This window comes from Spirosoma luteum DSM 19990 (assembly GCF_000374065.1).
In the GTDB taxonomy this organism is placed as follows: Bacteria; Bacteroidota; Bacteroidia; order Cytophagales; family Spirosomataceae; genus Spirosoma; species Spirosoma luteum.
Window position 1 is genome coordinate 939213 of the sequence record NZ_KB893245.1, and the last position, 25427, is coordinate 964639.

The 25427-nt window shown below is 51.1% G+C and carries 28 protein-coding genes; 14 read left to right on the forward strand and 14 right to left on the reverse strand.

The window, feature by feature from the left end; all coding sequences use genetic code 11:
• Positions 1 to 31: 31 nt before the first annotated feature.
• From dnaE to B156_RS0103990, 5 genes are all read right to left on the reverse strand, one after another.
• Positions 32 to 3649 carry a DNA polymerase III subunit alpha gene (gene dnaE, locus B156_RS0103970; RefSeq protein ID WP_026260578.1) on the reverse strand — a complete coding sequence of 1206 codons (3618 nt, stop codon included), beginning with the start codon at positions 3647 to 3649 and terminating at the stop codon, positions 32 to 34.
• Between the two features lie 112 nt (positions 3650 to 3761).
• On the reverse strand, positions 3762 to 4322 hold the full coding sequence (locus B156_RS0103975) for a nucleotidyl transferase AbiEii/AbiGii toxin family protein (protein ID WP_018618344.1): 561 nt from the start codon (positions 4320 to 4322) through the stop codon (positions 3762 to 3764).
• 8 nt (positions 4323 to 4330) lie between these two features.
• Complete coding sequence (locus tag B156_RS0103980) at positions 4331 to 4627, reverse strand: DUF6922 domain-containing protein (RefSeq protein WP_018618345.1); 297 nt, start codon at positions 4625 to 4627, stop codon at positions 4331 to 4333.
• Entirely contained in the window at positions 4624 to 4809 is a 186-nt protein-coding gene (locus tag B156_RS0103985; RefSeq protein WP_018618346.1) for a BAR domain-containing protein, read from the reverse strand. The genes B156_RS0103980 and B156_RS0103985 overlap by 4 nt, the downstream gene beginning before the upstream one ends.
• A gap of 8 nt (positions 4810 to 4817) precedes the next feature.
• Positions 4818 to 5081 (reverse strand): hypothetical protein, encoded by a 264-nt coding sequence (locus tag B156_RS0103990; protein ID WP_018618347.1) that lies wholly within the window; start codon positions 5079 to 5081, stop codon positions 4818 to 4820.
• A 239-nt stretch (positions 5082 to 5320) separates the two neighbouring features.
• Here B156_RS0103990 and B156_RS0103995 point away from each other — a divergent pair, with 239 nt between their 5' ends.
• The 4 genes from B156_RS0103995 to B156_RS0104010 are packed head-to-tail and all read left to right on the forward strand — an operon-like array spanning position 5321 to position 7429.
• Positions 5321 to 5728, forward strand: a complete 408-nt coding sequence (locus B156_RS0103995; RefSeq protein ID WP_018618348.1) for a MarR family winged helix-turn-helix transcriptional regulator — start codon at positions 5321 to 5323, stop codon at positions 5726 to 5728.
• Positions 5725 to 6198 carry a DinB family protein gene (locus B156_RS0104000; protein ID WP_018618349.1) on the forward strand — a complete coding sequence of 158 codons (474 nt, stop codon included), beginning with the start codon at positions 5725 to 5727 and terminating at the stop codon, positions 6196 to 6198. The genes B156_RS0103995 and B156_RS0104000 overlap by 4 nt, the downstream gene beginning before the upstream one ends.
• Positions 6199 to 6223: 25 nt before the next feature.
• Positions 6224 to 6754, forward strand: coding sequence for a DUF4442 domain-containing protein (locus B156_RS0104005; protein ID WP_018618350.1), 531 nt, complete (start codon positions 6224 to 6226; stop codon positions 6752 to 6754).
• Between the two features lie 6 nt (positions 6755 to 6760).
• Positions 6761 to 7429, forward strand: coding sequence for an alpha/beta hydrolase (locus B156_RS0104010; protein WP_018618351.1), 669 nt, complete (start codon positions 6761 to 6763; stop codon positions 7427 to 7429).
• On the opposite strand, the gene B156_RS0104015 is transcribed toward B156_RS0104010, so the two are convergent.
• Both B156_RS0104015 and B156_RS0104020 read right to left on the reverse strand, forming a co-directional pair.
• Positions 7400 to 8146: a carboxypeptidase-like regulatory domain-containing protein gene (locus B156_RS0104015; protein ID WP_018618352.1), complete on the reverse strand. Its 747-nt coding sequence runs from the start codon at positions 8144 to 8146 to the stop codon at positions 7400 to 7402. The two genes, B156_RS0104010 and B156_RS0104015, sit on opposite strands and share 30 nt — an antisense overlap.
• A gap of 76 nt (positions 8147 to 8222) precedes the next feature.
• Positions 8223 to 8975 (reverse strand): SDR family NAD(P)-dependent oxidoreductase, encoded by a 753-nt coding sequence (locus B156_RS0104020; RefSeq protein ID WP_018618353.1) that lies wholly within the window; start codon positions 8973 to 8975, stop codon positions 8223 to 8225.
• A gap of 320 nt (positions 8976 to 9295) precedes the next feature.
• On the opposite strand from B156_RS0104020, the gene B156_RS0104025 reads away from it, so the two are divergent.
• The 6 genes from B156_RS0104025 (at position 9296) to B156_RS0104050 (ending at position 15678) form a co-directional block, all read left to right on the forward strand.
• Positions 9296 to 10285: a glycosyltransferase family 2 protein gene (locus B156_RS0104025; protein ID WP_018618354.1), complete on the forward strand. Its 990-nt coding sequence runs from the start codon at positions 9296 to 9298 to the stop codon at positions 10283 to 10285.
• A 206-nt stretch (positions 10286 to 10491) separates the two neighbouring features.
• Positions 10492 to 11658 (forward strand): 3-dehydroquinate synthase, encoded by a 1167-nt coding sequence (locus B156_RS0104030; protein WP_018618355.1) that lies wholly within the window; start codon positions 10492 to 10494, stop codon positions 11656 to 11658.
• The gene (gene eboE / locus B156_RS0104035; RefSeq protein ID WP_018618356.1) at positions 11655 to 12899 is read left to right on the forward strand and encodes a metabolite traffic protein EboE; all 1245 of its coding nucleotides are present in this window, start codon (positions 11655 to 11657) and stop codon (positions 12897 to 12899) included. Before B156_RS0104030 ends, eboE begins: the two co-directional genes overlap by 4 nt.
• A gap of 72 nt (positions 12900 to 12971) precedes the next feature.
• The gene (locus tag B156_RS0104040) at positions 12972 to 14360 is read left to right on the forward strand and encodes an alkaline phosphatase family protein (RefSeq protein WP_018618357.1); all 1389 of its coding nucleotides are present in this window, start codon (positions 12972 to 12974) and stop codon (positions 14358 to 14360) included.
• Between the two features lie 39 nt (positions 14361 to 14399).
• Positions 14400 to 14951, forward strand: coding sequence for a hypothetical protein (locus tag B156_RS0104045; RefSeq protein WP_018618358.1), 552 nt, complete (start codon positions 14400 to 14402; stop codon positions 14949 to 14951).
• 214 nt (positions 14952 to 15165) lie between these two features.
• Positions 15166 to 15678 carry a hypothetical protein gene (locus B156_RS0104050; RefSeq protein WP_018618359.1) on the forward strand — a complete coding sequence of 171 codons (513 nt, stop codon included), beginning with the start codon at positions 15166 to 15168 and terminating at the stop codon, positions 15676 to 15678.
• Here B156_RS0104050 and B156_RS0104055 read toward each other — a convergent pair whose 3' ends face one another.
• Positions 15679 to 16593, reverse strand: a complete 915-nt coding sequence (locus B156_RS0104055; RefSeq protein WP_018618360.1) for an SMP-30/gluconolactonase/LRE family protein — start codon at positions 16591 to 16593, stop codon at positions 15679 to 15681.
• Positions 16594 to 17004: 411 nt separating this feature from the next.
• On the opposite strand from B156_RS0104055, the gene B156_RS0104060 reads away from it, so the two are divergent.
• The 3 genes from B156_RS0104060 (at position 17005) to B156_RS0104070 (ending at position 20081) form a co-directional block, all read left to right on the forward strand.
• The gene (locus tag B156_RS0104060; RefSeq protein WP_018618361.1) at positions 17005 to 17868 is read left to right on the forward strand and encodes an SDR family NAD(P)-dependent oxidoreductase; all 864 of its coding nucleotides are present in this window, start codon (positions 17005 to 17007) and stop codon (positions 17866 to 17868) included.
• A gap of 7 nt (positions 17869 to 17875) precedes the next feature.
• On the forward strand, positions 17876 to 18739 hold the full coding sequence (locus B156_RS0104065; RefSeq protein ID WP_018618362.1) for an MBL fold metallo-hydrolase: 864 nt from the start codon (positions 17876 to 17878) through the stop codon (positions 18737 to 18739).
• A gap of 112 nt (positions 18740 to 18851) precedes the next feature.
• Positions 18852 to 20081, forward strand: coding sequence for an FG-GAP repeat domain-containing protein (locus B156_RS0104070; protein ID WP_018618363.1), 1230 nt, complete (start codon positions 18852 to 18854; stop codon positions 20079 to 20081).
• A 68-nt stretch (positions 20082 to 20149) separates the two neighbouring features.
• On the opposite strand, the gene B156_RS0104075 is transcribed toward B156_RS0104070, so the two are convergent.
• Positions 20150 to 20593: a hypothetical protein gene (locus tag B156_RS0104075; protein ID WP_018618364.1), complete on the reverse strand. Its 444-nt coding sequence runs from the start codon at positions 20591 to 20593 to the stop codon at positions 20150 to 20152.
• Positions 20594 to 20637: 44 nt separating this feature from the next.
• Between B156_RS0104075 and arfB the strand changes: the two genes are divergently transcribed.
• Positions 20638 to 21042, forward strand: a complete 405-nt coding sequence (arfB, locus tag B156_RS0104080) for an alternative ribosome rescue aminoacyl-tRNA hydrolase ArfB (protein WP_018618365.1) — start codon at positions 20638 to 20640, stop codon at positions 21040 to 21042.
• 148 nt (positions 21043 to 21190) lie between these two features.
• Here arfB and B156_RS0104085 read toward each other — a convergent pair whose 3' ends face one another.
• The 5 genes from B156_RS0104085 to B156_RS0104105 all read right to left on the reverse strand — a co-directional run bounded on the left by B156_RS0104085 (position 21191) and on the right by B156_RS0104105 (position 25326).
• On the reverse strand, positions 21191 to 21520 hold the full coding sequence (locus B156_RS0104085; protein WP_018618366.1) for a hypothetical protein: 330 nt from the start codon (positions 21518 to 21520) through the stop codon (positions 21191 to 21193).
• A complete protein-coding gene (locus tag B156_RS0104090; RefSeq protein ID WP_018618367.1) occupies positions 21513 to 22007 on the reverse strand; it encodes a hypothetical protein in 495 nt (164 codons plus the stop codon). Before B156_RS0104090 ends, B156_RS0104085 begins: the two co-directional genes overlap by 8 nt.
• A gap of 75 nt (positions 22008 to 22082) precedes the next feature.
• Entirely contained in the window at positions 22083 to 22757 is a 675-nt protein-coding gene (locus tag B156_RS0104095; protein ID WP_018618368.1) for a 3-keto-disaccharide hydrolase, read from the reverse strand.
• A gap of 113 nt (positions 22758 to 22870) precedes the next feature.
• Entirely contained in the window at positions 22871 to 24187 is a 1317-nt protein-coding gene (locus B156_RS0104100) for an MFS transporter (protein WP_018618369.1), read from the reverse strand.
• Between the two features lie 119 nt (positions 24188 to 24306).
• The gene (locus tag B156_RS0104105) at positions 24307 to 25326 is read right to left on the reverse strand and encodes a zinc-dependent alcohol dehydrogenase (protein WP_018618370.1); all 1020 of its coding nucleotides are present in this window, start codon (positions 25324 to 25326) and stop codon (positions 24307 to 24309) included.
• Between the last annotated feature and the right edge of the window lie 101 nt (positions 25327 to 25427).

Genomic DNA, 25427 nt, shown 5'->3' on the forward strand with positions numbered 1-25427 from the left:
TAAAGCGTACTCGCCAAACCCTTAGTCAGGCTTACGCCACCTTACAACTCACGCCCTCCATGGCCTGTAACGCGCGCAGAAACGTGTTGGCAGGGTGAACTTTCAGGGTGCGTGATTGCAGACTGACTTCAATGCGCTCCTGATGGTCCACCACATTCAGCGATAGGGTGCAGGTGCCGGGGTGAGCATTGACGAGGTCGTTTATCTGTGCAACCAGTTGCGCACTAAGCGAGTCGATGGTAAGCGATACACGGAGTTCCTTGCAGAATTTCTCGCGCATTTCGGTGAGGAGCCGGATGGTGACTGCCTTAAATTCCAGGTTATCCGAGTTCCAGCGATTCTGGGTTTTGCCGGTGATGTGCAGGAACCGCCCCACCTCAATGTACTGCCCCAGCCGAACATAATCTTCCCCGAACAGGGCCAGTTCGATAGACGTATTATAATCCTCAATCTTGAAGATGCAGAACGGGTTACCGTTTTTGGCAATCTTGGTCTGCATAGCCGATACGATACCTGCTACCTTGATTTCGGGCTGGCGCGTTTCGTAGATTTTGTCCAGCGTGCAGTTGCAGAAGCCGTCTAGTTCCAGCCGGAATTCGTCGAGCGGGTGGCCGGTGATGTAGAACCCGACTACGTCTTTCTCGAATTTGAGTTTTTCGATCTGGTTCCACTCCGTTACCACAGGCGGTTTAGGCCGGGAGAGCATGGGTTCTCCGCCCATCATCGCCCCAAACAACGACTGCTGGGCGGCTGCCTTTTCGGCGTGGTAGTTGTTGGCGTAGCGGATAATTTTGTCCAGGAAGGGCGACGTATCACCTTCCGCCAAGTCGAAATACTGCGCCCGGTGGTATTCATCGATGCTGTCGAAAGCACCCGCGTAGGCCAGTGATTCAAATGTTTTTTTGTTGACCGTTCGGAGGTTGACCCGGATGGCGAAGTCGAAAATATCGTTGAAAGGGCCACCAGCATTACGCTCTTCGATGATGGCTTCTACGGCGGCATCGCCCGCGCCTTTGATACCACCCAGCCCAAACCGGATTTCGCCCTTTTTGTTGACCCCGAAGAACCGCTCTGATTCATTCACATCCGGCCCTAACACCGGCAGGCTGAGGTTTTTACATTCTTCCATGAAGAACGTAATCTTATCAATCGTGCCCAGGCAGCTGGTCAACACGGCGGCCATATACTCCGATGTGTAGTGGGCTTTGAGGTAGGCGGTCTGGTACGCCACGAAGGCATAACAGGTGGAGTGCGATTTGTTGAAGGCGTAGGACGCGAAGGCTTCCCAGTCGGTCCATACTTTTTCGCAGACTTTCAGGTTCAGGCCGTTTGCTTTGCAGCCGTCCATAAACTTGCCCTTCATCTTGTCGAGCACGTCTTTCTGCTTCTTCCCCATGGCTTTCCGCAGCACGTCGGCATCACCCTTGGTAAAGTTGCCGAGTTTCTGCGACAGCAGCATCAACTGCTCCTGATACACCGTAATGCCGTACGTGTCGCCCAGGTACTCTTCCATTTCGGGCAGGTCGTACTTAACTTCTTCGCGGCCGTGCTTGCGGTTAATATAATTCGGAATGTAGGCAATCGGGCCGGGACGGTAGAGGGCGTTCATAGCAATGAGGTCCTCGAAGCGGTCGGGCTTGAGGTCCTTCATGTGCTTTTTCATCCCATCCGATTCAAATTGGAAAATGGCGTTGGTTTCGCCCCGCTGAAATAGTTCGTAGGTTGCCGGATCGTCGAGTGGAATGTTATCTATCTCAATGGTTTCGCCGTGATTCTGCTTGATCAGGCGCAGGCATTCTTTGATGATGGTCAGGTTGCGAAGTCCCAGAAAGTCCATCTTGATTACGCCTGCATCCTCAATCACTTTACCCTCGTACTGGGTAATAATCAGGTTCGTATCTTTCGAAGTCGATACCGGTACAATGTCCGATAAATCACTGGGGGCAATGATGATACCGGCGGCATGGACGCCCGTGTTCCGTACCGTCCCTTCCAGTCGACGTGCCTGTTTCAGTACATTTTGGACTTTCTCGGTATCAATCATTTTCATCGTGCGACCCACACTTTGGTCGCCCGATTCCAGGGCCCGCATCTTCTTCACGTTCTCCACCTCGTCGGGCTGGATCAGGTTGGATAACCCGCCCGGCCCGTCGATGGGGTCCTCAAAAATGCGCTTCAGTGTCATGTTATAGGTTGGCTTGTCGGGTACAAGCTTCGCCAGCATATTAGCATCGCTCAGGGGTAGGTCCATTACGCGGGACACGTCCTTGATAGCCGATTTAGCCGCCATGGTGCCGTAGGTAACAATAGCCGCAACCTGTTGCTTGCCGTACTTTTCCACCACATAATCAATCACTTTCTGCCGACCTTCGTCGTCAAAGTCGGTGTCGATATCGGGCATTGACTTCCGGTCGGGGTTGAGGAACCGCTCGAACAGAAGGTCGTATTTAATTGGGTCGATGTTGGTGATACCGGTACAGTAGGCCACCACCGAGCCTGCCGCCGAACCACGCCCTGGTCCAATCATAACGCCCAGATCGCGCCCGGCCTTGATGAAGTCCGATACAATTAGGAAGTAGCCCGCGAACCCCATCGTTCGGATGGTAAACAATTCAAAATCTATGCGTTCCTGCACATTGGGTAATATGTCAACATACCGTTCTTTGGCCCCCGTGTAAGTGAGGTGGCGCAGGTATTCCCACTGGTTCAGGACATCGTCGGTATGCTGCTGGAACTCTTTGGGAATGGGGAAGTTGGGCAGCATAATATCGCGCTTCAGCTTCAGCACGTCCACCTTGCCCACAATCTCGTTGGTATTGTCGATAGCTTCGGGCAGGTCTTTGAAGAGCGTGCTCATCTCCTGCGTGTTCTTGAAATAGAACTGGTCGGAGAAGAAGGCAAAGCGGGTATTCTTCGGCATCACATCATCGTCGCTGAAATCCTTCATCGACGGGGTGCTCTGCTTTTCGTTGGTGTTCACACACAGCAGAATATCGTGCGCTACCCAGTCGTCCTGATCCACGTAATGCGAATCGTTGGAGGCAATAATCTTGACGTTGTACTTCCGGGCAAACTTGATTAATACTTCGTTGGCCTTAATCTGGTCAGGAATCTCGTGGCGTTGCAGTTCAACGTAATAATCCTCGCCGAATCGGTCGAGCCACCATTTGAATTCAATTTCGCCTGCTTCCTCGCCCTTTTTTAGAATCGTTTTGGGCACGCTGGCCCCAATGCAGCAGGTGGAGGCAATCAGGCCCTCTTTGTACTGCTCAATCAGGGCTTTAGTCACGCGCGGGTATTTGCCATACAGCCCCTCCATGTAGCCCAGGGAGCAGAGTTTCGCCAGGTTTTTGTAGCCCTGTGCGTTTTTGGCTAACAGCAACTGGTGGTACCGAACGTCTTTTTGCTCTTTGGTAAACTGTTTTTTGTGGTGATCCTCCACTACGTAAAACTCACAGCCCACAATGGGCTTGATACCCTGCTTACTGGCTTCGGCCACAAACTCGAATACACCGAACATATTGCCGTGGTCCGTAATGGCAACGGCGGGCATATTATCGGCTTTAGCCTTGCTAATCAGCTTCTTGATATTGGCCTGCCCATCGAGCAACGAGTATTGGGTGTGGCAGTGGAGGTGGGAGAATTGCATGGTTTCCGCTAATTACTGGCTTAAAAATAACCACTTTCAGCGGGGAAGCGGCAAGGTTGCCGGGAGAATTTCTGCAGAATTCAAGTAACCGGCTGATGGTGAAACAACTGAGTTAAATTAACTCTTTTACCGCTTTTGAAATCCGTCGTTTTACTTCAGGCCACGTAATGCCTTTCAGTACTATCGGATCCGCCTGGGCTTCAGCATCATCAAAGTAGGTCAGGGAGCGAACCACATACCCTTGATCGCTATTGGTGTATTTTAATTTAAAAAGTTGAAGCATCTGCTCCAGCGTAAAATGATTGAGCAATTCGGCCATGTCCCAGAAACCTTTTTTTGCACCCCGCCCACTAACGGCCCCTAGTTTCATGGCAATCACATCATCAACTGACCAAAGTCGGATAGCTGTTTCTTCCGTAAAGTCAACCAATAGCGGATAACGATGAGCCAGCAGATTAACTTTTACCATGTCAATCATCAGGCTAAGTGTATTTTTTCCTTCGTCCGTTTTAACAATTCCGGGAAAATAGCTTACCAGTTCGTCAAATACGTCTGCTTCCGAAAAAGACTGATTGGTGAATAAATCAAGGTCGATTGATAACCGGTGCCCGTACCGCAGTGAAAGGTTTGTGCCACCAGCCAAAGCGAATTGGTTAAGTGTAGGCAATTGCATAAGCTTTTTTAAGAGTTCCAGGGTAGCGGGTTTGACTGTTGCCGTTTGTAGCATCGAAACTGATCGGGAGTAAGATCAAATATAGTGCAACAGAAGGAAAGCGTTTTCTTCTTGAGATAGGCTGCCTGAGTAATCTCTGTTTTTACGCGTTCATGACCGTAATAGCGTAATACCTCCAGCATATCGTCCCACAAGCCGTAGTTCATCACTTTTTCAATGATAAACCGGGCGTTGGTCTCGTAATCGAGCGATTGCATATCTACATCCCAAAATGCAGTGGGAGAGAGCGTGGGTATCGTATTCATTGTGGGAAAGCTATATTGAGGAGTTGTTGCGCTTTTTTGAGATTTTCCAGCGTGGCGGCTATGTCTAATTTGCTATCGGTCATTACGCGATACTCACCTTGCCAGCGGGCTATTGTCATCCAATAGCCTTTTGGAAATTTTGTAATCTTTACTGGTGTTCCAATTTGATCGCTGGTCTTCAATAAACTTTCTAGTTTATGTCAATTAGAATGTCTGGTTTCCCGACCTGCCTTCTCACTTCAACGGTTTTAAGTATTGCTTCTGCATAATTCAACTTTTTTCTAATCATCGAAACGACAAAACGCTGAGCAATTTCATGAAGCCCAACATTAATGTTAGCATCGATATCTTTGTACTTCGGGTCTGCCCAGGCGGCTAACCAGCAGATGAAAGCGTCTTGCGATAACTCACTGGTAGCGTATTGAAATAGATTAGGGCGGTCCTGATTTTTCATCGTGGAGACAGGTTCGATAGTATGGCGGCAAGATACGGATTTGACCAGTACCCCAATTAGTTTCGACTGGCTAGTAAGACAGGTAAGCAAGTTTTAGGAGCAGCTAATTGCCTGAATGGTAACGACATAACGTCTTGACTAAGCTATCATTCTACTTTCAGTACTTTACTCATTGGCTATCAATGCATTTTTTTATCCACAAAGTTGCATATGCAACTTTACTTTCTAATCTTTAGGCTATGAATACCGAAAACTACTGCATTGCGGGTCGGTTGCGGATGCTGGCTCGGGTAATGACGGGGCGTTACAACGATGCGTTTACGCAGGAGGGGGTAACTTTTGCTCAGGCGGGTTTACTCATGCGCATTTTCGCCCAACCGGGCATTCGTCAGGCTACCTTGTCGAAACAGTTGCAGATCGAAAAATCGGCGATGAGCCGGGATGTGCAACTTCTGCAAAAGAATGGCTGGCTGACCGATAACCTCCGCAATGGCCTTTTCCTGACCGAAGAAGGTACCCTGCTGGCCAAGCGATGCCATAAGATATGGAAAGCCTTAAATCAACAGGTATGGGAAGAAATTGGTCCCGACACTGTGGCGGGCCTGTCCGCTTTTTCTGATAAAATTCTAATAACGAACACCCAATGACTACACAACTATTATCCCAAATCTGGCTGGCGAACCAGAATGCTGCACAAGGCCCTATTCGCAAACTGACTCCCGATAACTACCGCAACCGCCTGACGCCCGAAACGGCTTCGGCGGGATTCATTGCCCTGCACACGGCGGAGGTAATTCACCGGTTTGCCAGCATGTTATTTGGTCGGGACGTTACGATTACCCTACAGGCGGTAGGGGGCGTTTCAGACGAGGGAAAACCCCTCGATTTGGCCGCTGTTCAGCAATTGGTAACGGACAGCTTCGAACTGATTGCCGACCATATTCAGCAAGTCAGCAACGAGCAGTGGACGGAGGTTATTTCGTCGCCCTTTGGTGAAGTACCCCGGATGCAGCTCCTTGTCTTTCTAATGCACCACAATTCGTACCATGCCGGGCAGATTGCGCAGGCTATCAAGAAGGGAAAAGCGCTTCAACCTGACTCCGTTCAGCCTTTGTAAGCCTGAACTGTAGACCAACGAAAAAATGAAGCCGTCTTTTTTACAAACCACACGGAAAGAGTCAGCCAGTACGTGGCGATTTCGACAGTTGATGAATTGGTATCCCATGTATTTTGGAACGGGTGGTAAAATCCTGTTCTGGTCGGGCGACTCCCGCGAAGTACACATTCGTCTGCGCCGAAATCTGTGGACGTACAATTACGTGGGTACCATTTTTGGCGGCAGCCTGTTTTCTGCCGGTGACCCGTTTTATATGCTGATGCTATTACGAATACTGGGCAACCAGTACGTCGTCTGGGATAAATCGGCCAGCATTCAATTCCGTAAACCGGGGCGACAGACGCTCTACGCTCGATTTGAACTGACGGAGGAAAAAATTGAGCACATCCGGCAGGAGGTAGCAGCTGGTGGAAAAACCGAGCAAACATTTACCCTGGATTGGGTTGATGAAAACGGGGTTGTCCATGCAAAGCTTGAGCGGCTCTGCTACATTGCGGACAGGCGGTTTTATGAACAACGCAAAAACGATCGGCAGCAAACACGGCTTTATCGGTAATTAGTCATGATGCAGGAGAAGCATTTATCGGTTCAGCGCACAGCCCGGTACTATACTATCGGCGAACTGACGGATCAAACGAAAAACATCTGGTTCTGCCTGCATGGGTTTGGGCAACTGGCGCAGTACTTCGGGCGGAAGTTCACTGATTTGGCCGATGGCGAAACGGTTATTGTGGTGCCGGAGGGGTTGTCCCGGATGTACCTCAACAACGACTATAAGCGGGTGGGAGCCTCCTGGCTTACCCGCGAAGACCGTGACCACGAAATCAGCGATTTCATCGGCTATCTGAACGAGCTCTACGACAATATTATGGACCGCTGCGACCCCGAAAAAGTACATATCACGGTACTCGGTTTTTCGCAGGGGGCGGCTACAGCCTGTCGGTGGCTGAATGCGGGTCACGTTCGGGCCGACCGGCTTATTTTGTGGGCGGGCTACTTCCCGCAGAGCGTATCGGGGATGATTCAGCCGGAGACGTTGACCAATACGGAAACGCATTATGTGTACGGAAACCAGGACGAATACATCCAGGAAATACCTGACATCGATGGCTACCTGAATCGTCTGAAAACGGATATCCCAACCCTGAGAATCACGGCTTTCGACGGTGAACACCGCGTGGAATCAGAGGTGTTGAAGCAGTTAGTGGCCATCACGCAATCGATTCCGTAGCCGTTGGAAGAAAGTGAGTTTTTTGTAACCTCCAACCGTGATAACCTCGCCCAAAGCCGCTGAGTCTTCATGCAAGCTAATCAAGGGTGCGTTTAGTTGGCCGGACTTCAATTGTATCTCTTGGGTCAGGTAGCCAATGCTGGCTATTTGCAGAGTAATCTGATCACTCGTGAGTTCAGTCGGTATGCGAACCTGAAAATGGCCTTCGGCATCCGTATTGGCCCCTCTATTCGTTCCTTTAATAACAACAGTGGCTCCCGAAAGAGCCGCGTGCGTCGCCTGTTCAATTACCCGGCCCGTAATGACCCATACCGAATCGGTCACTATATCTTCGCCCATAATGGGCAACACTGAAGGGATAGCTAAGTCGGTGATGTGTTGCCGGGTTGGCTCGAGTGGGGCTGGTAACGTGTTGGCCTGTGCCGCTTGAAGGCCAAGTAGACCAGCTGTCAGCAAACTAAAAATCCGGGCGGGTGACCGTGAAACTGGTGGATCAACGGATAACACCCGGCCAAGTTGCCCCGCCCGAAAGCGACCACATCCCGCCCCCTTCTTTTGCGCCAACAGGCTGATAACCTGCTGATCGGTCAGGGTGGAGAAGTCTACCACCGTCTTCTGACAGCTCGTACAGAATCGTCCCGCTTCCAGGGTTTCCATGTCCTGCCAGCGCTGCGGGCAGGGTGTTGGAATCGTAAGATGAACCGGTTTTATAGCCATACGCTGGTCCTTGTTGCTAATCAGCCGTTATTTCCTCTAAACTAAAAAATAAATGACTGGCCGACAACTGCTGCCGTTACTTCCGGTGAATAGTCTGGGCCCCGGCCTGGGCCCCGGCCAGAATGGTCATGTCGGCGATGGTAACGTGGGCGGGAGCCGTAACGGCAAACACAATGGAATCGGCAATGTCCTCGGCGGTGAGGGGGGTAAAGCCCTGATAAATTTTGTCGGCCCGCTCTTTATCGCCTTTGAACCGCACCATTGAAAACTCCGTTTCCACCGCGCCAGGCGCAATATTGGTCACTTTAATACCGTGCTGGGTTAAATCCAGCCGCATACCGTTGCTGAGGGCTTCCACGGCGGCTTTACTGGCGCAATACACTGCTCCATTCGGATAGGTTTCTTTGCCCGCCACCGAACTCAGGTTCACAATATGGCCCCGTTTGCGGGTTACCATGCCGGGCATAACCGCCTTCGACACGTACAATAACCCCTGCACATTGCCATCAATCATCTGGTCCCAGTCAGCAGGGTCTCCGTCCTGAATAGCCGACATCCCATAGGCATTGCCCGCACTATTCACCAGAATATCAATTGCCTGCCATTCTTCGGCTAGGGTGTTAATGGATTCATAGACCTCTACCCAGTTGCGTACGTCGAAATTGAGGGTCGTAACCAGCGTTTTTGCTCCCAGGTACTCCTGCATTTCGTCCAGCCGTTCCTGTCGGCGGCCACACAGAATCAAACTAAAATCAAGGTCAGCGAAGGCTTCGGCGGTGGCGCGGCCAATGCCGGAGGTTGCGCCGGTAATAAGTGCAATACGAGCCATAGAAATGATAGAAAAGAAATGAGTCCGCAAAGATAAACGTACAATCGGAGGTTTGAGGAAGATGACCGTTTAATCAGAAAATTGGATTTCAGGAAAATCATTATTTCTCCAGTTAATGTGCTGTTTAAAAGGGTGTTACTTGATAAATGGCTATGACAGGGAAAATAGCAGGCGGTTTTTGGTTAAGTTTTTGCAATGTCCTCTCAGGATGTGGTTTTGGACAAAAACGAGTTATCGGGTCGTCTGAAAACTACTGGCCCACCCTTACCCCGTATTATTCCTTTATAGGCTTTTTTTATAACCACTCTCGCCGGTCCTCTATGTTACCAGAATTTTCGATTGTTATTCCTACCTACAAACAACCGGCCGTATTGCTCAAATGCCTTGATGCACTCAGTCGTCAGCGACTGCCGCGCAACCAGTTTGAGATTATAATAGTGGGTGAAGACGACTTACCCGAAACTGAAACCGCCGTTCAGCTATTTGCCAAACAGATTGCCCGGAACGGTGGCCCGCTGGAAGTTCGTTACCTCAGTCAGCCCGAACGGAAAGGGCCAGCCGCAGCCCGGAACCGGGGCTGGCGGGCCGCCCGGGGCCGTATTATTGCGTTTACCGACGAAGATTGCCTGCCCGAACCGGGATGGCTTTCGTCGGCACTTCCCGGTTTTCAGCGTGGTGCCCAGGTCATGACGGGTCAGTTGCGGGTCCATTTGCCCAACCGGCCAACCCCCCTCGACCGTACCGCTATGTTGCTGAAACGAACCGATTTTCTGTCCGCCAACTGCCTTTGCCGAAAATCTACGCTGGAGCGGGTTGGCGGTTTTGAAGAAGCCTTCAACACGGCCTGGCACGAAGACAGTGACCTTCAGTTTAAATTTATTCAAGCAGGTATTCCTATCGGCAAATGCCCCGAAGCCGTAGTAGTCTACCATATCCGACCTTATCCCTGGTATGGTCTTTTACACGATGAGCGTAATAACAGCTACGATGCACTGCTGTATAAACGACATCCCCGCTTATTTCGGGAACGGATTCCGTCCCACCGGCGGCAGACATTCCATTATTATGCGGCTGTATTGAGTATGGCCATCAGCCTTATTGGCCTGCCGATGGGTCAGGCTGCTATTTCTCTAACCGGCTTAGGGGTATGGGTAGCCTTATCGGTAGACCTGGTTATGCGATACCTTCCCAGTTACCCACTTTCCTGGCCAATCATCAAGCATGCTATCATTACGGCACTGGCAACCCCGTTCTTATCGGTTTACTGGCGCCTGCATGGAGCCTTCAAATACAAAGTATTGTATCTGTAAGAATTTGACAGTTGTATAGTAAACAATACCCGCTTCTCGATGTCGTGTAAAGCATAGGGGAAACTCGCAAAAGCCGAATTAGTAGCGTAAAAAGCCTGCTTTTAGGCTAAAGACCCGAATACAAACAGTATTTTAAGGAACCAATAACGATTTGATTGTATTTTTGACAGACAGAGACAGTATTACTCAACTGGCTTTGTCTGTTCATGAATCATTTGCATCAGGCGTTTAGCGTTCGGTTTACGTACACCGTTTTTTTTACCGAGCGACTTTTTGATCCGACCAATTCCGTACTTGCCGATTTCTTTACTCAGCAGGTAAATGGCGAAATCCGCAAAAAAATCCTGTTCGTTATCGACTCGGGAGTGCTCGATACCCATCCATCTCTCAAAGCGGACATAAGCGCGTACTTTGCTCAACTAACTGGTGCGGTTGACCTTGTCTCCGATATACTCATCATCCCTGGTGGGGAAACAGCCAAAAATGAACCCGCTTACGTTGAACAGATCGTTGATGCCGTTGATCGCTATGGTGTGGACCGGCATTCGTACGTAGTTGGTATCGGGGGCGGTTCGGTATTGGATTTGGTAGGCTACGCAGCCGGTATTTCGCACCGGGGTATCCGCCACATCCGCATCCCAACAACGGTACTCTCCCAGAATGACTCCGGCGTCGGTGTTAAAAACGGCGTGAACTACCGGGGTAAGAAAAACTTCCTTGGCACCTTCGTCCCCCCCGTAGCGGTGTTCAACGATAGCCAGTTTTTAACCACGCTCGACGACCGCGACTGGCGGGCGGGCATTGCCGAAGCGGTAAAAGTAGCACTCATCAAAGATGTCGCTTTTTTCGAGTGGATCGAGACTAATGCCGAAGCACTGGCCACCCGGGATAAATCGGCGATGGATTACCTCATTCACCGCTGCGCGGAAATGCACCTGACCCATATCTCGGGGGGCGACCCGTTTGAGATGGGCTCTTCCCGACCACTGGATTTTGGGCACTGGAGTGCCCACAAACTCGAACAACTCACCAATTTTGACCTGCGCCACGGCGAAGCGGTCGCTATTGGTATTGCGCTGGATAGTTTGTACTCCCAGCAAATCGGCTGGCTCACCGAAGCTGATACCAACCGAATTCTGACTACGCTGCGTACCCTTGGCTTTTCGCTCTACCAACCGATGCTGGATGCCAATAATAGCGAAGGCGTGTTGAAAGGGCTGGCCGAGTTCCGGGAGCATCTGGGCGGGCAGCTTACCATCATGTTATTGAAGAGCCTTGGCAAGGGCGTAGAAGTACACGAAATGGATGCCGACCAGATTCGGCGGGCCATTGCCACCCTGAAAGAACAGGAACAACAGGCGCTACCCGCATGAAAACACTCCTTGGACACCTTGGCTACTGCACTAATATTCATGCAGGCGAAACCTGGACGGACCACTTTGCGGCCTTACAGGAAGCCATTCCTACCCTGAAACAGCGACTTTCGCCCGATGCGCCGTTTGGCATCGGACTGCGGCTCTCCAACATAGCCAGCGAAGAACTGGAACAACCCGATAACCTGGTGGCTTTCCAGCACTGGCTGGCCGATAACGATTGCTACGTTTTTACGATGAACGGATTTCCGTTTGGCGGCTTCCACGATGTTCGGGTAAAGGATCAGGTACACACCCCCGACTGGACTACGGAAGCAAGGGTTGAGTATACCAAACGGCTGTTTCGGATTTTGTCCGTGCTGCTGCCCGTCGACGAGCTGGGAAACCCCATACAGGGGGGCGTTTCTACCTCGCCACTATCGTACCGGCGCTGGTTTGAGTGGGAACTGCCCGCAGCCCGCGATCATATTTTTTCGCAGACTACGCAGAACGTTCTTGAGGTGGTGGCCGAACTGGTCCGGCTGCGGCAGCAAACCGACCGGCTCATGCACCTCGATCTGGAACCGGAACCCGATGGCGTGATTGAAACCGCCGATGAGTTTATCGCCTGGTTTACGGATTACCTGTTGCCCATGGGTATCGAGCAACTGAGCGAGCAGTTTGGCCTGACCGACGAAGAAGCGGAAGCTACCATCTGCGAACACGTCCGGCTGTGTTACGATGTGTGCCATTTTGCCGTTGGCTACGAACGCCCGGCCGAGGTGCTGGACAAACTCAAAAACTACGGCCTGCGCGTTGGTAAAATCCAGATTAGCGCGGCCTTGAAAGCCGAATTTCCTGACACTTCGGCAGAACGGGAAGCCGTGCGGCAGTCCTTTGGGCAGTTTAACGAGCCAACATATCTGCATCAGGTAGTGTCGAGAACACAGGTAGGCGGGTTGTTGCGCTTTCCTGATTTACCCGAAGCACTGGCTGCTTTTAGCGACGATCATGCCGAATGGCGGGCTCACTTCCACGTTCCCCTTTTTGTGGATGACTACGGCGTGCTGAAGTCCACCCAGGATGATATTCGTGAGGTGCTGCGTCTACAGGCCGAACGGGCGTTTACGAGTCAGATGGAAGTGGAAACCTATACCTGGGGCGTATTGCCCGGTGAATTGAAAAAAGAGTTGATCGACTCTATTGAACGGGAGTTGACATGGGTGAGTAAATTAATTATGAATGAGCAAATGAGTGAATAACCATCAGACAGAGCATCGCTCAGACGACCCGGTTATCATTCATCATTTATAATTCATTAGTCTACATTAGTTATGAAAAAGACCGTAGTACTCGACGTTGTGGGCTTGTCTTATTCGCTGATTGGCGAGCACACGCCTTTTCTGAAGCAGTGGTTTGCCAGTAAACACCAGGCTACCATTGACCCTATGCTTCCGGCTGTTACCACCTCTGTACAGTCTACGTATGTAACGGGCAAATGGCCCAGTGAAACGGGTATTGTGGGCAACGGCTGGTACGACCGAACCGATGCAGAAGTGAAGTTCTGGAAGCAGTCGAACAAGCTGGTAGCGGGCGAGAAAATATGGGAAGCGGCCAAAAAGATTGACCCCAATTTCACCGTTTCTAAAATGTTCTGGTGGTACAACATGTACTCCACCGCCGACTTTTCGGCCACGCCCCGGCCACAATACCCGTCGGACGGCATGAAGCTTCCGGATTGTTATACTCACCCCGCTGACCTGCGTGATAAATTACAGCAGGAACTCGGCACCTTTCCGCTGTTTCAATTCTGGGGGCCTGCTACTACCATCAAATGCAGCCGCTGGATTGCCGATGCTTCTCTGCTGGTCGACAAATGGCATAACCCGACGCTGACGCTGATTTACCTGCCGCATCTGGACTATTGCCTGCAAAAGTTCGGCCAGGATTTTTCGGTAATAGCCAAAGACCTGCGCGAGATTGACGACGTTTGCCGGGACCTGATTCAATACTACGAAAAACAGGGCGCCGAAGTAATTGTCCTGTCAGAATACGGGATTACGAATGTGAGCAAGCCCATCCACATCAACCGGATTCTGCGCGAAGCGGGCATGATTCGCTACCGGGAGGAGCGCGGACTGGAACTGTTTGATGCGGGGGCATCACCCGCCTTTGCTACACCGGATCACCAGATGGCCCACGTTTACATCAACGACCCGTCAGTGGCTGACAAGGTCAGGACATTGCTGGAAAAAACGCCGGGTATCGAGTTAGTGCTGGACAAGGCTCAGCAGAAGGACTATCACATTGATCATGAACGGTCTGGTGATTTAGTTGTGGTGGCTGATGCCGACAGCTGGTTTACCTATTATTACTGGCTCGATGATGCCCGCGCCCCGGACTATGCCCGTCTGGTAGCCATCCACCAGAAACCCGGCTACGATCCCGTCGAGATGTTTATGGACCAGACCAACCCACTTATCAAACTGAAAGCCGGGTACAAATTAGGGCGTAAACTACTCGGCTTCCGGTATCTGATGAACGTCATTTCCCTGGATGCAACCCTCATCAAGGGGTCGCACGGGCGGGTGGATATAGCACCCGAGCACCACCCGGTATTTGTGAGCAGTCGGAACGTTGGGAAATCAATGAAAGCGACGAGTGTTTACGACCAAATCTGGAATACGCTTACCGTCGACACAGCGCAAAAACAGATTCTGTAGGTTCTTGGTTATTACGTTGAAAGCCTGTAATTTACCTGTATGAAAGCCCTCATCGTCCTTCTGTTGTTGGTTTCTGCCTGCGCATCGCACCGTACACCAACTGTAAACGCGCCGGCTGATGGTGCTGAGTACTATCAGCGCAGTCAACCGGTTGCTGGCTTTCAACAACGACTTTATCCCGACCCGGAAGGCGGATTGGGGCACTCGCAGGACCCCGATATCAAGGTAACGGATATCCGACTCACAGCTACGTATACGGTATTGTACATGCGGTACGGCAAAGACCCGGACGGGCGGAATAACAATCTTTACGGGTCGAGTGCTATTTCGTTCAATCCAAAGGCCGTGTTAGCGTCGGCGGATGGCAAAAAAACGTACGCACTGCTTAAAACGGAAGGTATTCCGATGTCACCCGAAACACTTGACATTAAAAATGATCAGCGGATACCCTTTGTGCTTTACTTCGAGCGGCTGGACCCCGGCATTGAGTCCTTCGATTTGTTCGAGTGTAAGAGCGATAACGAAAATTCCTGCTTCAATGTGGCTGGTATGACCGTCCGGAATCCAGACCGCTCTGCTGGTTCAAATTAGGGTAGGGCTTCGTTCGATGGCCTGGCCCTACGTGCGAAACCCAACAGGCTGTACCGGACGTAGACTGAATCCAAGTTGCTCCTCTATTTAGCAAATTTTCTTGTGGACTGCACTTACTACCCGTACCTACTGCCCATTTTTTCTGCTTATCCACACACCGAACGCCCGGATTAGACGTTACAAAGAAAGTAACCCTATCTAGTTAGTGCTGATTATGTCTTCTTTTGCCCGTATTATTTCCCGTTCCCGCGTACCTCTTCTTTTAGCTGTCGGTGTCTTTTTTAGCCTCGTTGCGATTGCCCAGGTTGCCTTAAACTACCGATTGCTAACCAGCTATATATTAGATGCTGATGCCTCTGTCAATAGGGAAAAGCCTACGCTGCTTGTGTTTGAACAGGCCGATGAGTTTGGGAAAGCCTTCAAACCAGATGATACCGGCAAACGGCCTACTCCCATAAATTTTACGAAAGAGACGGCAATTGGCATTGTCATCCCGCCTACCAGCAAGCCCCCTAAGCTATCGGTCAGCCGGGTGTTTGTGCAGGATTCCGTTCTGACGGTTCGCTATATTCGCCTGAAGGATACGACCGTAATTAATCATCCGTTGCCTGCTGTGGTTCAGCCTATGCTGCTGCTGGCTATTCCGAAGCAAACCGTTCTGAAAACCCGGCTTATCGAAAATGGAAAAGTTGTGCAGACGATAACGACCAAGCAAAAAGACAGCTAGTTATTCCACGCCTTTCACCCGCATTGGCAGCGTATACACCGACTCCGTTGCGGTGATGAACAGTACATTCCGCCCCTTGCCGCCAAAGCAGAGATTACCCACCCAGCGGGATGGAACCGGAATAGTACCCAGTTTTTCTCCAGCCGGTGAATATACGGTTACGCCTTTGCCCGACAGGTAAAGATTACCCTGATTATCGAGCGTCATACCATCGGAACCCTGCGAAACAAACAGCTGGCGATTCGTTAATGCCCCATCGGCGGCAATGTCGTACTTATACGTCTTGCCAGCCCGGATGTCGGCCACGTACAGGTGCTTCCCGTCGGGCGTTCCCACAATGCCGTTGGGCTGCTGTAGATCGGCATCAACGATGATGGGTTGCTGTTTCCCTTTGGGCAGGTAATACACCTTCTGCCCGTCGATATCCGGCTTTTTTCGCTCCCAGTAATCGCGCTGGTAATAGGGATCGGTGAAGTAAATGTTGCCTTTGGGGTCAATCCACAAATCGTTCGGGCCGTTCAGTTTCTTACTGTCAAAGTCGGTGAGCAGAACGGTAATTTTCTTATCTGGGCTGATGGACCATAATTCGTTTTTAACATCGGCACATGAAATCAGATTCCCCTTTTTATCGAAGTACAGCCCGTTTGAGCGGCCTGTTTTATCCATGTACAGGGATAATTCACCGTTTGTGTCGTACCGCCAGATTTTATCATTGGGCTGGTCGGTGAAGTAAATGTCCCCTTTCTTATTGACGGCCGGACCCTCGGTGAAGGTAAACTGACTGGACACCTGCTTAAGCTCCGCATTCGGAGCTACCACGGACAGCGAATCAAGTCTGCCAGACTGAGCCTGCATAGTTGCTGCAATAGCCATCATTCCTAAAAATATTAATCCTGCTTTGCCGTAGTAGTTCATATACCTGTTTAAATACACAATGTAGTACGTTTAATGTACTCTCGTTGCTTTACGCAAAAAGAACACGTTAAACTTACCGCTACGAACCAACTTAACCTAACCAATTCGCTAAGTGAAGGTACACTACCCATCAAAATTAGGAAACTGACCACCGCCCTATAAGCATTTAACTAAAGTGAAATATGCGTAGCCTTGTACTGGACCCTTAATGTGGGTTACCAAATGCTATCAGCATTCGGCTAAATACCGGATGGCCTACTGGCCATCATGCCAGAGAGACCTTAATTAGGCACTATATAAAGGTTAACCCGGCTAACCAGCAACAGAAGAAGATTTAAATAACAGTGGAGTTAAAACTCCGAAGACCGCAAATGTGCGATTGGTGAAGGGGATTATCTGTAAGTTTATAGAATGAAACCAGCGAGTAAAAATATTCTGATTACCGGCGTTTCCACGGGTATCGGCTACGGGGCCGCCAAACAGTTTATACAGAGAGGATACACTGTTTTCGGCAGTGTACGAACACCGGATGATGCCAACCGGATACGGGCCGAACTAGGCGAATCATTTACACCCCTCGTATTCGACGTGACCGATGCTGAAGCCATTGCCCAGGCCGCTCAGTTTCTGACGAATCACCTGGCTGGTAGTGGTCTGGGCGCCTTAATCAATAATGCGGGCGTGGCCATTGGTGGTCCCATTCAGGACCAGCCGATGGATGTATTCCGGCAGCATTTTGAGGTCAACGTACTAGGACTGGTACAGGTTACGCAGGCGTTTTTACCGCTGCTGGGGGCCCGGGAGAATCACCCGGTAAGGCCAGGTCGGATTCAGAACATCAGTTCGGTAAACGGGCAGGTAGCCATTCCCTTTATGGGCGCTTACGTGGGGTCTAAACACGCCGTAGAAGGGCTGTCGCACAGTCTGCGCCGGGAACTGGCCCTGTTTGGTATTAAGGTGATTATTGTGGGGCCGGGAGCTGTGAAAACCCCCATTTGGGGTAAGGGAACGGATATCAGCCGATATCAGAACACGCCTTATTACCCCGCCATGCAGTGGTTTCTGAAACAGGTTGAATCGGCAGAAGCGCGTGGCTTATCGGTCGATTACCTGGGGAAATGGTTGGTCGACATTCACGAAACTTCCCGGCCCCGCATTCGGTATGCGCTGGTACCCAACAAACTCATGAGCTGGACACTGCCCCGGCTGTTGCCTGTTCGTGCCATGGACTGGGTTCTGGGGCGAATCAGCGGGCTGAAACCGACTAAACACTAATCTTCAGATGGTACTCAAGCCTGCCTTTCAGAAAGATGACGAATTACTTACCGACATTGCCGAATGCCGTAGCCAACCCGACCGGCTGCACATCTGGTGGCTTGGTCAGAGTGGTTTTTTGCTGCAATTTGCAGGTAGCCATCTGCTGTTCGATCCCTACCTGTCCGACTCGCTGAGTCGAAAATACGCCGATACCGACAAGCCGCACGTGCGTTTGTCAGAACGGGTTATTGACCCCGCCCGGTTGACAATGATTGATGTAGTTACCTCAAGCCACAACCACACCGACCATCTGGATGCCGGCACGTTACGCCCCCTTATGGCGGCCAATCCCGCGCTGCAATTCGTTATCCCCGAAGCCAACCGGGTTTTTATTGCCGACCGGCTGGGGTGTGATCCCGCATGGCCGGTTGGACTGAACGACGGCCAGTCGGTCACGATTGGCCCGTTTACGTTTTACGGCGTTCCGGCCGCTCACAACGAACTGGAGCGCGATGACGCGGGGCACTGTAAATTCATGGGATTTGTGGTCGAACTAGGCGGAGATAACGGTGGGCCATTCCGTGTATATCACTCCGGCGACACGCTCTGGTACGATAGTATGGTGGATATACTCCGGCCCTTTGCGGTCGACGTTGCCTTCCTGCCCATCAACGGCAACAAACCCGAACGGCGGGTGGCCGGTAACCTCAACCCCGACGAAGCCGCCCGATTGGGCCGCGCTATAGAAGCAAAGCGAGTTATTCCGCATCATTACGATTTGTTTGCCTTCAACACCGCTGACCCCAACGAGTTTATACTGGCCTGTCAGCAGTACGGGACACCGCATCAGGTGATGCAGTTGGGGGAGCGAATAAGCCTGAGCCGGTAGTATAAACGGTCTAGTCCCTTTTTGTCATGCTGACGAAGGAAGCATCTTCGGGTAAGGCATTCTGTTTTCCAGTTACTGAAGATGCTTCCTTCGTCAGCATGACAAAAAAGATATGAAAAACTACCCTTTTGCTTGCCTGATTATCCTGGCTTCAGTGCTGGCGCAACTCGATTCCGTTGGGCAGAGTACGCCGGACTTTAAAATTCAGGTGGTCGATAGCCAGATTAGTATCGGGTATGGGCTGGCCATTGGCGATGTGGATGGCGACCGAAAAGCCGATATTTTGCTGGCCGACCAGAAAGAAATTGTCTGGTACAAGAACCCCGGCGACAAAACATCACCCTGGAAACGATACGTGATGGCGGCAAACCTGACCCCGCAGGATAACGTGTGCATTGCTGCCCGCGACCTCAACGGCGATGGTCGGGTAGAGGTGGCCGTTGGCGCAGGCTGGAACCCGTCAGAAACCAGTGACAGTACCAAATCGGGTGCTGTTTTTTACCTGATTCGGCCACAGGACCCAACCCAACGATGGGAACCCGTGCGCTTACCCCACGAAGTAACCACTCACCGGATGCGCTGGGCCAAAGTTGGCGCAGATAGCTACCAGTTGGTGGTGGCCCCCCTGCACGGGCTGGGCAATAAAGACGGTAAGGGGAGGGGTGTGCGTATATGGGGGTACACGTTTCCAAAGAATCCGAAAGGAATCTGGAACCAGCATCTGGTAGACTCAACTTTGCACCTTACTCATAATTTTGACGTGTGGGAAGATGGAAATGCGACCGGCATGATTGTGGCCAGTAAGGAAGGGGGACAGATTTTTCGGTGGCAGAAAAATAAGTGGCAACCTGTTGATGACGAATCAGCCAGCAATACGCTGGATATACTCAATAAAGGCGTTAGCGGCATCGGCGAAATCCGGCGCATGGACAACGGCCAGCGAATCGCTACCATTCAACCGATGCACGGCAATCTGCTTCAGATAGAGACTGGATTTTACTCCTTCCGCGAACCCCGAAAACCTGTTGATGAAAAAGAAATTACCCTCATTACCGACATATTCAATCAGGGGCATGCGCTGGTGTGCGGGGATTTTCTGGGTCTGGGCAGCGACCAGATAGTGGCTGGCTGGCGAAATCCCAATGCTGGAGGGAAAGTAGGCGTCCGGCTATTCAAACAAAAAGAACCAGGCAATATGGAAGGATACCCGCTGGACGACAGCGTTAGTATGGCCTGCGAAGATATGCAAGCCGCCGACCTGGACGGCGATGGTGACCTGGACCTGATCGCATCCGGCCGGTCAACGCACAACGTACTGATTTACTGGAATGGGCTGAAATAAGCTTACGGTATTTGGTTTAAGGTTTTCGGTTAGCTAACCGAAAACCTTAAACCAAATACCGTAAACTCCTAATCTATCTGATTGGTGAAGTTCCGCAGCGCGTTGGCCAACTGCTCAAGCTGGTGAGCGTTCGTTTCGTCAACCATTGGTTCGTGCGAAATGGTCAGGGTGTGGCTGGCCATGTTGAGCATCAGCGTACGAATTAGTTCATTATCGTATTCACCGGTTTTAAGGTGATCGCGCAGGGTTTCAATTTCCGACAGAATCCGGCCGATACCAATAGAACCGGGTAGCGCATTTAGCCAGCCTTCGAGTAGCAACAATCCCCGTTCGGCCGAAATATCTGCTTGTGTGCCATCGCCAAATGCTCCCAGCGTGTCGGTGAGCATTCGCTGTTCCAGTGTTTCTTCGGTATCTTCCATACTATAGTCAATGGTTTTAATGATTGTCAGAATAAACGTGTCGCCACTCCGTTTGTTTGGTTTTTGAGTGTATAATTGAGTAAATCGCATGTCATCAGCTTACCCTTACAGCTAAACAAGTTCGTCAACGTCAGATGGATTTTACCCGCCTACAACCCGATCTACAGTATCAATTTGCCCGGAGTGGCGGTGCCGGTGGGCAGAATGTCAATAAAGTAGCTACCAAAGCCGAGCTGCGTTTCAATGTCCGTAATTCTTCGTTATTGACCGACGAGGAACGGGCAATTCTGGAAGAAAAATTAGCCAGCAAGCTGACGACCGAGGGCGAACTGGTGCTGACGCATCAAACCGAGCGGACGCAGCTGGCTAATAAAGAGAAGGTAACGAAGAAGTTTTACCGACTGATTGAAAAAACGTTTGAAGTCCCCAAACCCCGCCGGGCAACCAAACCCTCAAAGGCATCGGTAGAGGAACGTATTACCAGCAAAAAAAAGAAGGGCGATACAAAAGCAGGCCGCCGAAAAGTCAACCCGGATTAGATTATAAGGACAGTTGAACTGGCGTGTATCCCATCGCTCGAAGGTAGTCCAGGATCGCCCTGCGTTGCGTTAGCGTTTGCGCTCCATATCGACCGGACCGGTTATTGATGTACACTTGACTGTCAGTACCAAACCAACACTCACCACCCTAATATGCCTTTTCTCCCCCGGTAATATTGGTGTGGCAAACTACTTTTCGAGCCGCGAACGGATTGGATGTCGACTCCGCCAATAATTTCAGTCCTGATTCGTCAATAATCCACAGGTATTTTCCATCCATGGGTGGGTCGCCATTCGTAACAAGAGCAGGATCAACCTGTATAATACTGACAGAGTTACCCTTCCGACCAAGGTCGATGATGTAGTCGATAAAGATGATATCTTCACCATCGAGTACTCGCCGGGTAAACTGAGTTCTTTCAAAGGGCGAAACCGCGGGACCTAGGCGGGTTTTCCACTCATCGGTTAACTCATTCACTCTGTTGCAACCGGACGTAGCCTTTCTCTTTGGCCTTTTCGAGGATCTCCAGGCTAAATCGCTTTAATGCATCAATTGCCCTGATTGGTTGCAACGGCCCAAAATCGGCTTCCGTCAATTCATTCCTGGTAGAAACAAGATATGTTCCGCTGGAATTAGTGTAAAATGAAAATGGCGCTCTGGCAAACAGTTTTTTAACTGTATTATCGTCCAGGAGTCGGGTCCGTTTCACCGCACGGCTAACTCTATTCGAACCCAGGAGAGAGTCCAGATACCATATATCATGCGGTTTGTCCAAGTATTCGTTCGGCAATAGGTAAATCAGCATCTCATTCCAGAACACGGGTTTACTTCCCTTCGGGCGCCTGATTCGTAGACCCGTAGGCTTTTGTATTGCTTTTTCGACTCCGTCCATAATCGCCCGTTGCTTTTGCAACGGGAGCGCTATGATCTGATCGACATACTCATCTACTGATACCTGGCTCATGCTGTTTACAACTAACTGGTTACGATCTATAAACGAAAAAACGGAGAAACGACGTTCACATCAAGCAATAAGTTGTTACAACTCCCGAATTTTGATATCCCGGTACCAGACGCGCTCTTTGGGGCTATGATTTTGCAGGGCTATTTTGCCTTTGGCGTGGGGCGTAGCATAAGGCCAGTCGGCAAATTTACTTTTGGCAACCATCGCTTTCCACTCGTCAGTACCATACATGTAATCCACTACTTTTTTGCCGTTCAGGAAATGCTCGACATGGTTATTATTCACCACAATCCGTCCCTTGTTCCATTCTCCGGGTGCTTTGGCAACGGTGAAATCCGAGGGGGGCATTACGTCGTAGTTGGCACCCGTCATCTGGGTATCCTTCAGCTTGTAAAGTTTCCCTTCGCCATCCAGATAGCCTTTGTCGTCAATCACCTGGTACTCAGGACCAGACATGTACGTAGACTTGATATCGGGGCTGTCGATGATTTTATACACAACGCCACTATTACTGCCTTTGGGAATTTTAAATTCAAACTCCAGTTCAAAGTTTTCATATTCTTTGTCAGTCACCAGGTCACCACCAGTACCGTCGGGTGTTAGGGCTCCCTCTTCAACGGACCAGCCAACAACGCTATCCTTATGGTAGCTATGCCAGCCTTTTATTGTTTTCCCATCAAAAAGGGATGTCCATTTGCCGGGTTTGAAGGCAACTACCAACAAGAGTGATAAAGTAAGTAAGGTTTTCATAGGGTTTCTGTTTTTGAGTAAAGATAGAATTTTCTTACCTATAGAGAAAACGGAGGTTTTCGTAAAAACGATGTCTTAGTCTACGGTATTAGCAGGGACACGGGTACTTTTACTCATCGTAATTCCTTCGATGGAATCGTGAATGCCATCAGGCCCGCCACCAGCAGAGGGAGCGAAAACAGCAGAAATAGCATGGTCCGGCTTACGCCCGCGTCCGACAGCAGGCCAAACAGGGCCGGGCCAATAATGGCACCAAAACGTCCCACACCCGTTGCCAGGCCCATACCTGTAGTGCGAATTGCCGCCGGATACACACGGGCGATTGTGGGGTAAAAGCCGTTGAAACCACCCTGCACAAAAAAGCCGATTAAAAACGTCATACCAAACATCAGCCCGTAAGCCATCGACAGCGTACCGTAGCCAATCATAGTACCAAAGGCGATGACCATAAATCCCAGAATCAATTGGCGCAGGCCCGTTCTGGCGGCCAACAACCCGAATAAAGCACTGCCCACAAAGGCACCCGCATTCAGGGCCGAACCAATATAGGTGGCCAGGTCGAAGGGCATACCGGCTTCTTTTGCCAGCGTGGGTACCCAGCTCATGAGCGTGTAAAGCGTGAGAAAGCCAAAAAATATACCCACCCACAGCCGCCATGTCGAACCCCGGTAGGCCGGAGCAAACAGGTCTGTCGGGCGGGTGGTAGTTGCCTGTGCGGGTAATGCAGGCAGGCTGTCGACGGTGGCCAGGTTCATGCGAACCAGCAGTTTATTAAGTTGTTTTAACGCATTTTTTGGTTGTTTCTCAAGTAGAAATGCCATGGACTCCGGCATGAACAACAGAATACACACCAGCATTAGGGCAGATACCAGCCCGGCTACCAGATACGCCGACCGCCACCCAAACAGCGGTACGGCCCAGGCCGTGAAAAATCCCGCCAGAATAGCCCCGACAGGCCACCCCGCCTGCACCAGTCCGACGGTAAAATCGCGTCGTTTGTTGTTCGAAAATTCAGCCGCTACAGCCGCCAGATTCGCCAGAATACCGCCAATGCCCAGCCCCGTTACTACCCGAAACACCAGCAGTTGCCAATAGGCCGATACGACCGATGAGAGCAGCATACCCGCCGTAATCAAACTCAGCGAGATAATAAATACCGTCCGCCGACCAATTGTATCGCCCAGTGGGGCCAGCAGAAAACAGCCAGCCGTCATGCCCGCCAGCCCCGCGCTGAACACGTAGCCAAGTTCGGTTTTCGAGAGACCCCACTCGCGGGTAATTTCTGAGCCGGTAAACGATACCACCAGTACGTCGATGCCATCGTTCATGTTCAGGATGAAACAGATAGCCACCAAAAGCAGTTGAAACGCCCCCATCGGGCGGTCATCAAGCAGGGTTTTAAGGTCAGTTTCGGGTAAAGAAGTCGTCACTATGGTTAGTTTGAATATACAATGATACGGAGTTTTGGGTTAGAGATGGAGGCTTAGCCACCAGCCGAATAGGCATCTTTCGGTAGTCGAACGGGCAGGATTATTAAGCTTTTGTTCCGCTATATGGATACAACCAGTTTCGTTTCCAGCCCACCGGCGGCCGTTTCCAGGGCTGTTTGGAGATTGCGAAGCGGGTGGTGCGACGAGATGATAAACCCCGGACGAATCACACGGGCCTGAATGAGCTGGAGCGTCCGCTGAAAATCGAACGGGTGGTCGTAGATGATGGATGGCACGAGGTGAATACCTTCGCGGGCTACCTTCAAAGGCGTAAACGCAGCCGGTTTTTCGGACAGTCCTACCAATACCACCTCCGACCCTCGTGGAGCGGCCGACGTAGCTAGTGAGGCCGTAATTGCCGAGCCGGCACACTCGAATACCGCACACACATCATTGCTGAGCCAAACGTCGGCCAGCATACGGCTTTGCTCGGCTGGGGTAGATTCACCAGTTGGGCTTACTGATTCGGCACCGAGGTCTGTAGCTATTTTTACCTTATCGGCATTGCGTTCAGTTACAAAAACGCGGTAGCCGAGTGCCAGCGCGAGGTGTGTTAACAACAAACCAATGGCTCCCAGCCCAATTACCGCGATGGTGTCACCTGGTTTCGCCCCCGACAGGAACAGGGCGTGTACGGCCACCGCCATGGGCTCCACCGTTACAGCATCGGCATCCGAAACAGTATCAGCAACGGCCCAGCAATAGTCGGCTGGCAGGGTGATGTACTCCGCAAAGCAGCCGGGTTCGTTCAGGCCGATGGTGCGCTTATTGGGACAGATGGTACCTCGTCCGGACAGGCAGTAACGGCACTGCCGACACGGGATGTTTGGCTCGATTATCACCCGCTCCCCAACTGTCCGCTCCATAACGCCTGCCCCCAAACTGTCGATAATCCCCAGGCCCTCGTGGCCAATAACAGTAGGCTGGTTCAACAGCCGATGCCCCAGAAACAGGTGTACGTCGGAGCCGCAGATGCCCACCTGGTTTAGCTTCACACGCACCTCACCAGCTCCAGGTTTGGGCAGTGGTACGTCGCGCAGGGTGATGTGGCCGGGGATGTCCAGAAAAGCAGCTTGCATGTTCTTGCAGGGCAAAGAAGTAGGGTGCCAAAAGTGGATGTCCACAGGAGTGATACCCAAAATGTGGCCTAAAAATACCACGAATTTTCTCAGTTGGGCCC

What these genes read in the sequence shown, in the direction of transcription:
- B156_RS0104030 (WP_018618355.1), top strand. Translation starts at nt 10,492, where the DNA reads ATGAATCATTTGCATCAGGCGTTTAGCGTTCGGTTTACGTACACCGTT.
- B156_RS0104055 (WP_018618360.1), bottom strand. Translation starts at nt 16,593, where the DNA reads ATGAACTACTACGGCAAAGCAGGATTAATATTTTTAGGAATGATGGCT.
- B156_RS0104025 (WP_018618354.1), top strand. Translation starts at nt 9,296, where the DNA reads ATGTTACCAGAATTTTCGATTGTTATTCCTACCTACAAACAACCGGCC.
- B156_RS0104060 (WP_018618361.1), top strand. Translation starts at nt 17,005, where the DNA reads ATGAAACCAGCGAGTAAAAATATTCTGATTACCGGCGTTTCCACGGGT.
- B156_RS0103995 (WP_018618348.1), top strand. Translation starts at nt 5,321, where the DNA reads ATGAATACCGAAAACTACTGCATTGCGGGTCGGTTGCGGATGCTGGCT.
- B156_RS0103990 (WP_018618347.1), bottom strand. Translation starts at nt 5,081, where the DNA reads ATGAAAAATCAGGACCGCCCTAATCTATTTCAATACGCTACCAGTGAG.
- B156_RS0104020 (WP_018618353.1), bottom strand. Translation starts at nt 8,975, where the DNA reads ATGGCTCGTATTGCACTTATTACCGGCGCAACCTCCGGCATTGGCCGC.
- B156_RS0103980 (WP_018618345.1), bottom strand. Translation starts at nt 4,627, where the DNA reads ATGAATACGATACCCACGCTCTCTCCCACTGCATTTTGGGATGTAGAT.
- B156_RS0104040 (WP_018618357.1), top strand. Translation starts at nt 12,972, where the DNA reads ATGAAAAAGACCGTAGTACTCGACGTTGTGGGCTTGTCTTATTCGCTG.
- B156_RS0104000 (WP_018618349.1), top strand. Translation starts at nt 5,725, where the DNA reads ATGACTACACAACTATTATCCCAAATCTGGCTGGCGAACCAGAATGCT.
- B156_RS0104070 (WP_018618363.1), top strand. Translation starts at nt 18,852, where the DNA reads ATGAAAAACTACCCTTTTGCTTGCCTGATTATCCTGGCTTCAGTGCTG.
- dnaE (WP_026260578.1), bottom strand. Translation starts at nt 3,649, where the DNA reads ATGCAATTCTCCCACCTCCACTGCCACACCCAATACTCGTTGCTCGAT.
- arfB (WP_018618365.1), top strand. Translation starts at nt 20,638, where the DNA reads ATGGATTTTACCCGCCTACAACCCGATCTACAGTATCAATTTGCCCGG.
- B156_RS0103975 (WP_018618344.1), bottom strand. Translation starts at nt 4,322, where the DNA reads ATGCAATTGCCTACACTTAACCAATTCGCTTTGGCTGGTGGCACAAAC.
- B156_RS0104010 (WP_018618351.1), top strand. Translation starts at nt 6,761, where the DNA reads ATGATGCAGGAGAAGCATTTATCGGTTCAGCGCACAGCCCGGTACTAT.
- B156_RS0104065 (WP_018618362.1), top strand. Translation starts at nt 17,876, where the DNA reads ATGGTACTCAAGCCTGCCTTTCAGAAAGATGACGAATTACTTACCGAC.
- B156_RS0104095 (WP_018618368.1), bottom strand. Translation starts at nt 22,757, where the DNA reads ATGAAAACCTTACTTACTTTATCACTCTTGTTGGTAGTTGCCTTCAAA.
- B156_RS0104075 (WP_018618364.1), bottom strand. Translation starts at nt 20,593, where the DNA reads ATGCGATTTACTCAATTATACACTCAAAAACCAAACAAACGGAGTGGC.
- B156_RS0104015 (WP_018618352.1), bottom strand. Translation starts at nt 8,146, where the DNA reads ATGGCTATAAAACCGGTTCATCTTACGATTCCAACACCCTGCCCGCAG.
- B156_RS0104050 (WP_018618359.1), top strand. Translation starts at nt 15,166, where the DNA reads ATGTCTTCTTTTGCCCGTATTATTTCCCGTTCCCGCGTACCTCTTCTT.
- B156_RS0104090 (WP_018618367.1), bottom strand. Translation starts at nt 22,007, where the DNA reads ATGAGCCAGGTATCAGTAGATGAGTATGTCGATCAGATCATAGCGCTC.
- B156_RS0104005 (WP_018618350.1), top strand. Translation starts at nt 6,224, where the DNA reads ATGAAGCCGTCTTTTTTACAAACCACACGGAAAGAGTCAGCCAGTACG.
- B156_RS0104045 (WP_018618358.1), top strand. Translation starts at nt 14,400, where the DNA reads ATGAAAGCCCTCATCGTCCTTCTGTTGTTGGTTTCTGCCTGCGCATCG.
- B156_RS0104105 (WP_018618370.1), bottom strand. Translation starts at nt 25,326, where the DNA reads ATGCAAGCTGCTTTTCTGGACATCCCCGGCCACATCACCCTGCGCGAC.
- eboE (WP_018618356.1), top strand. Translation starts at nt 11,655, where the DNA reads ATGAAAACACTCCTTGGACACCTTGGCTACTGCACTAATATTCATGCA.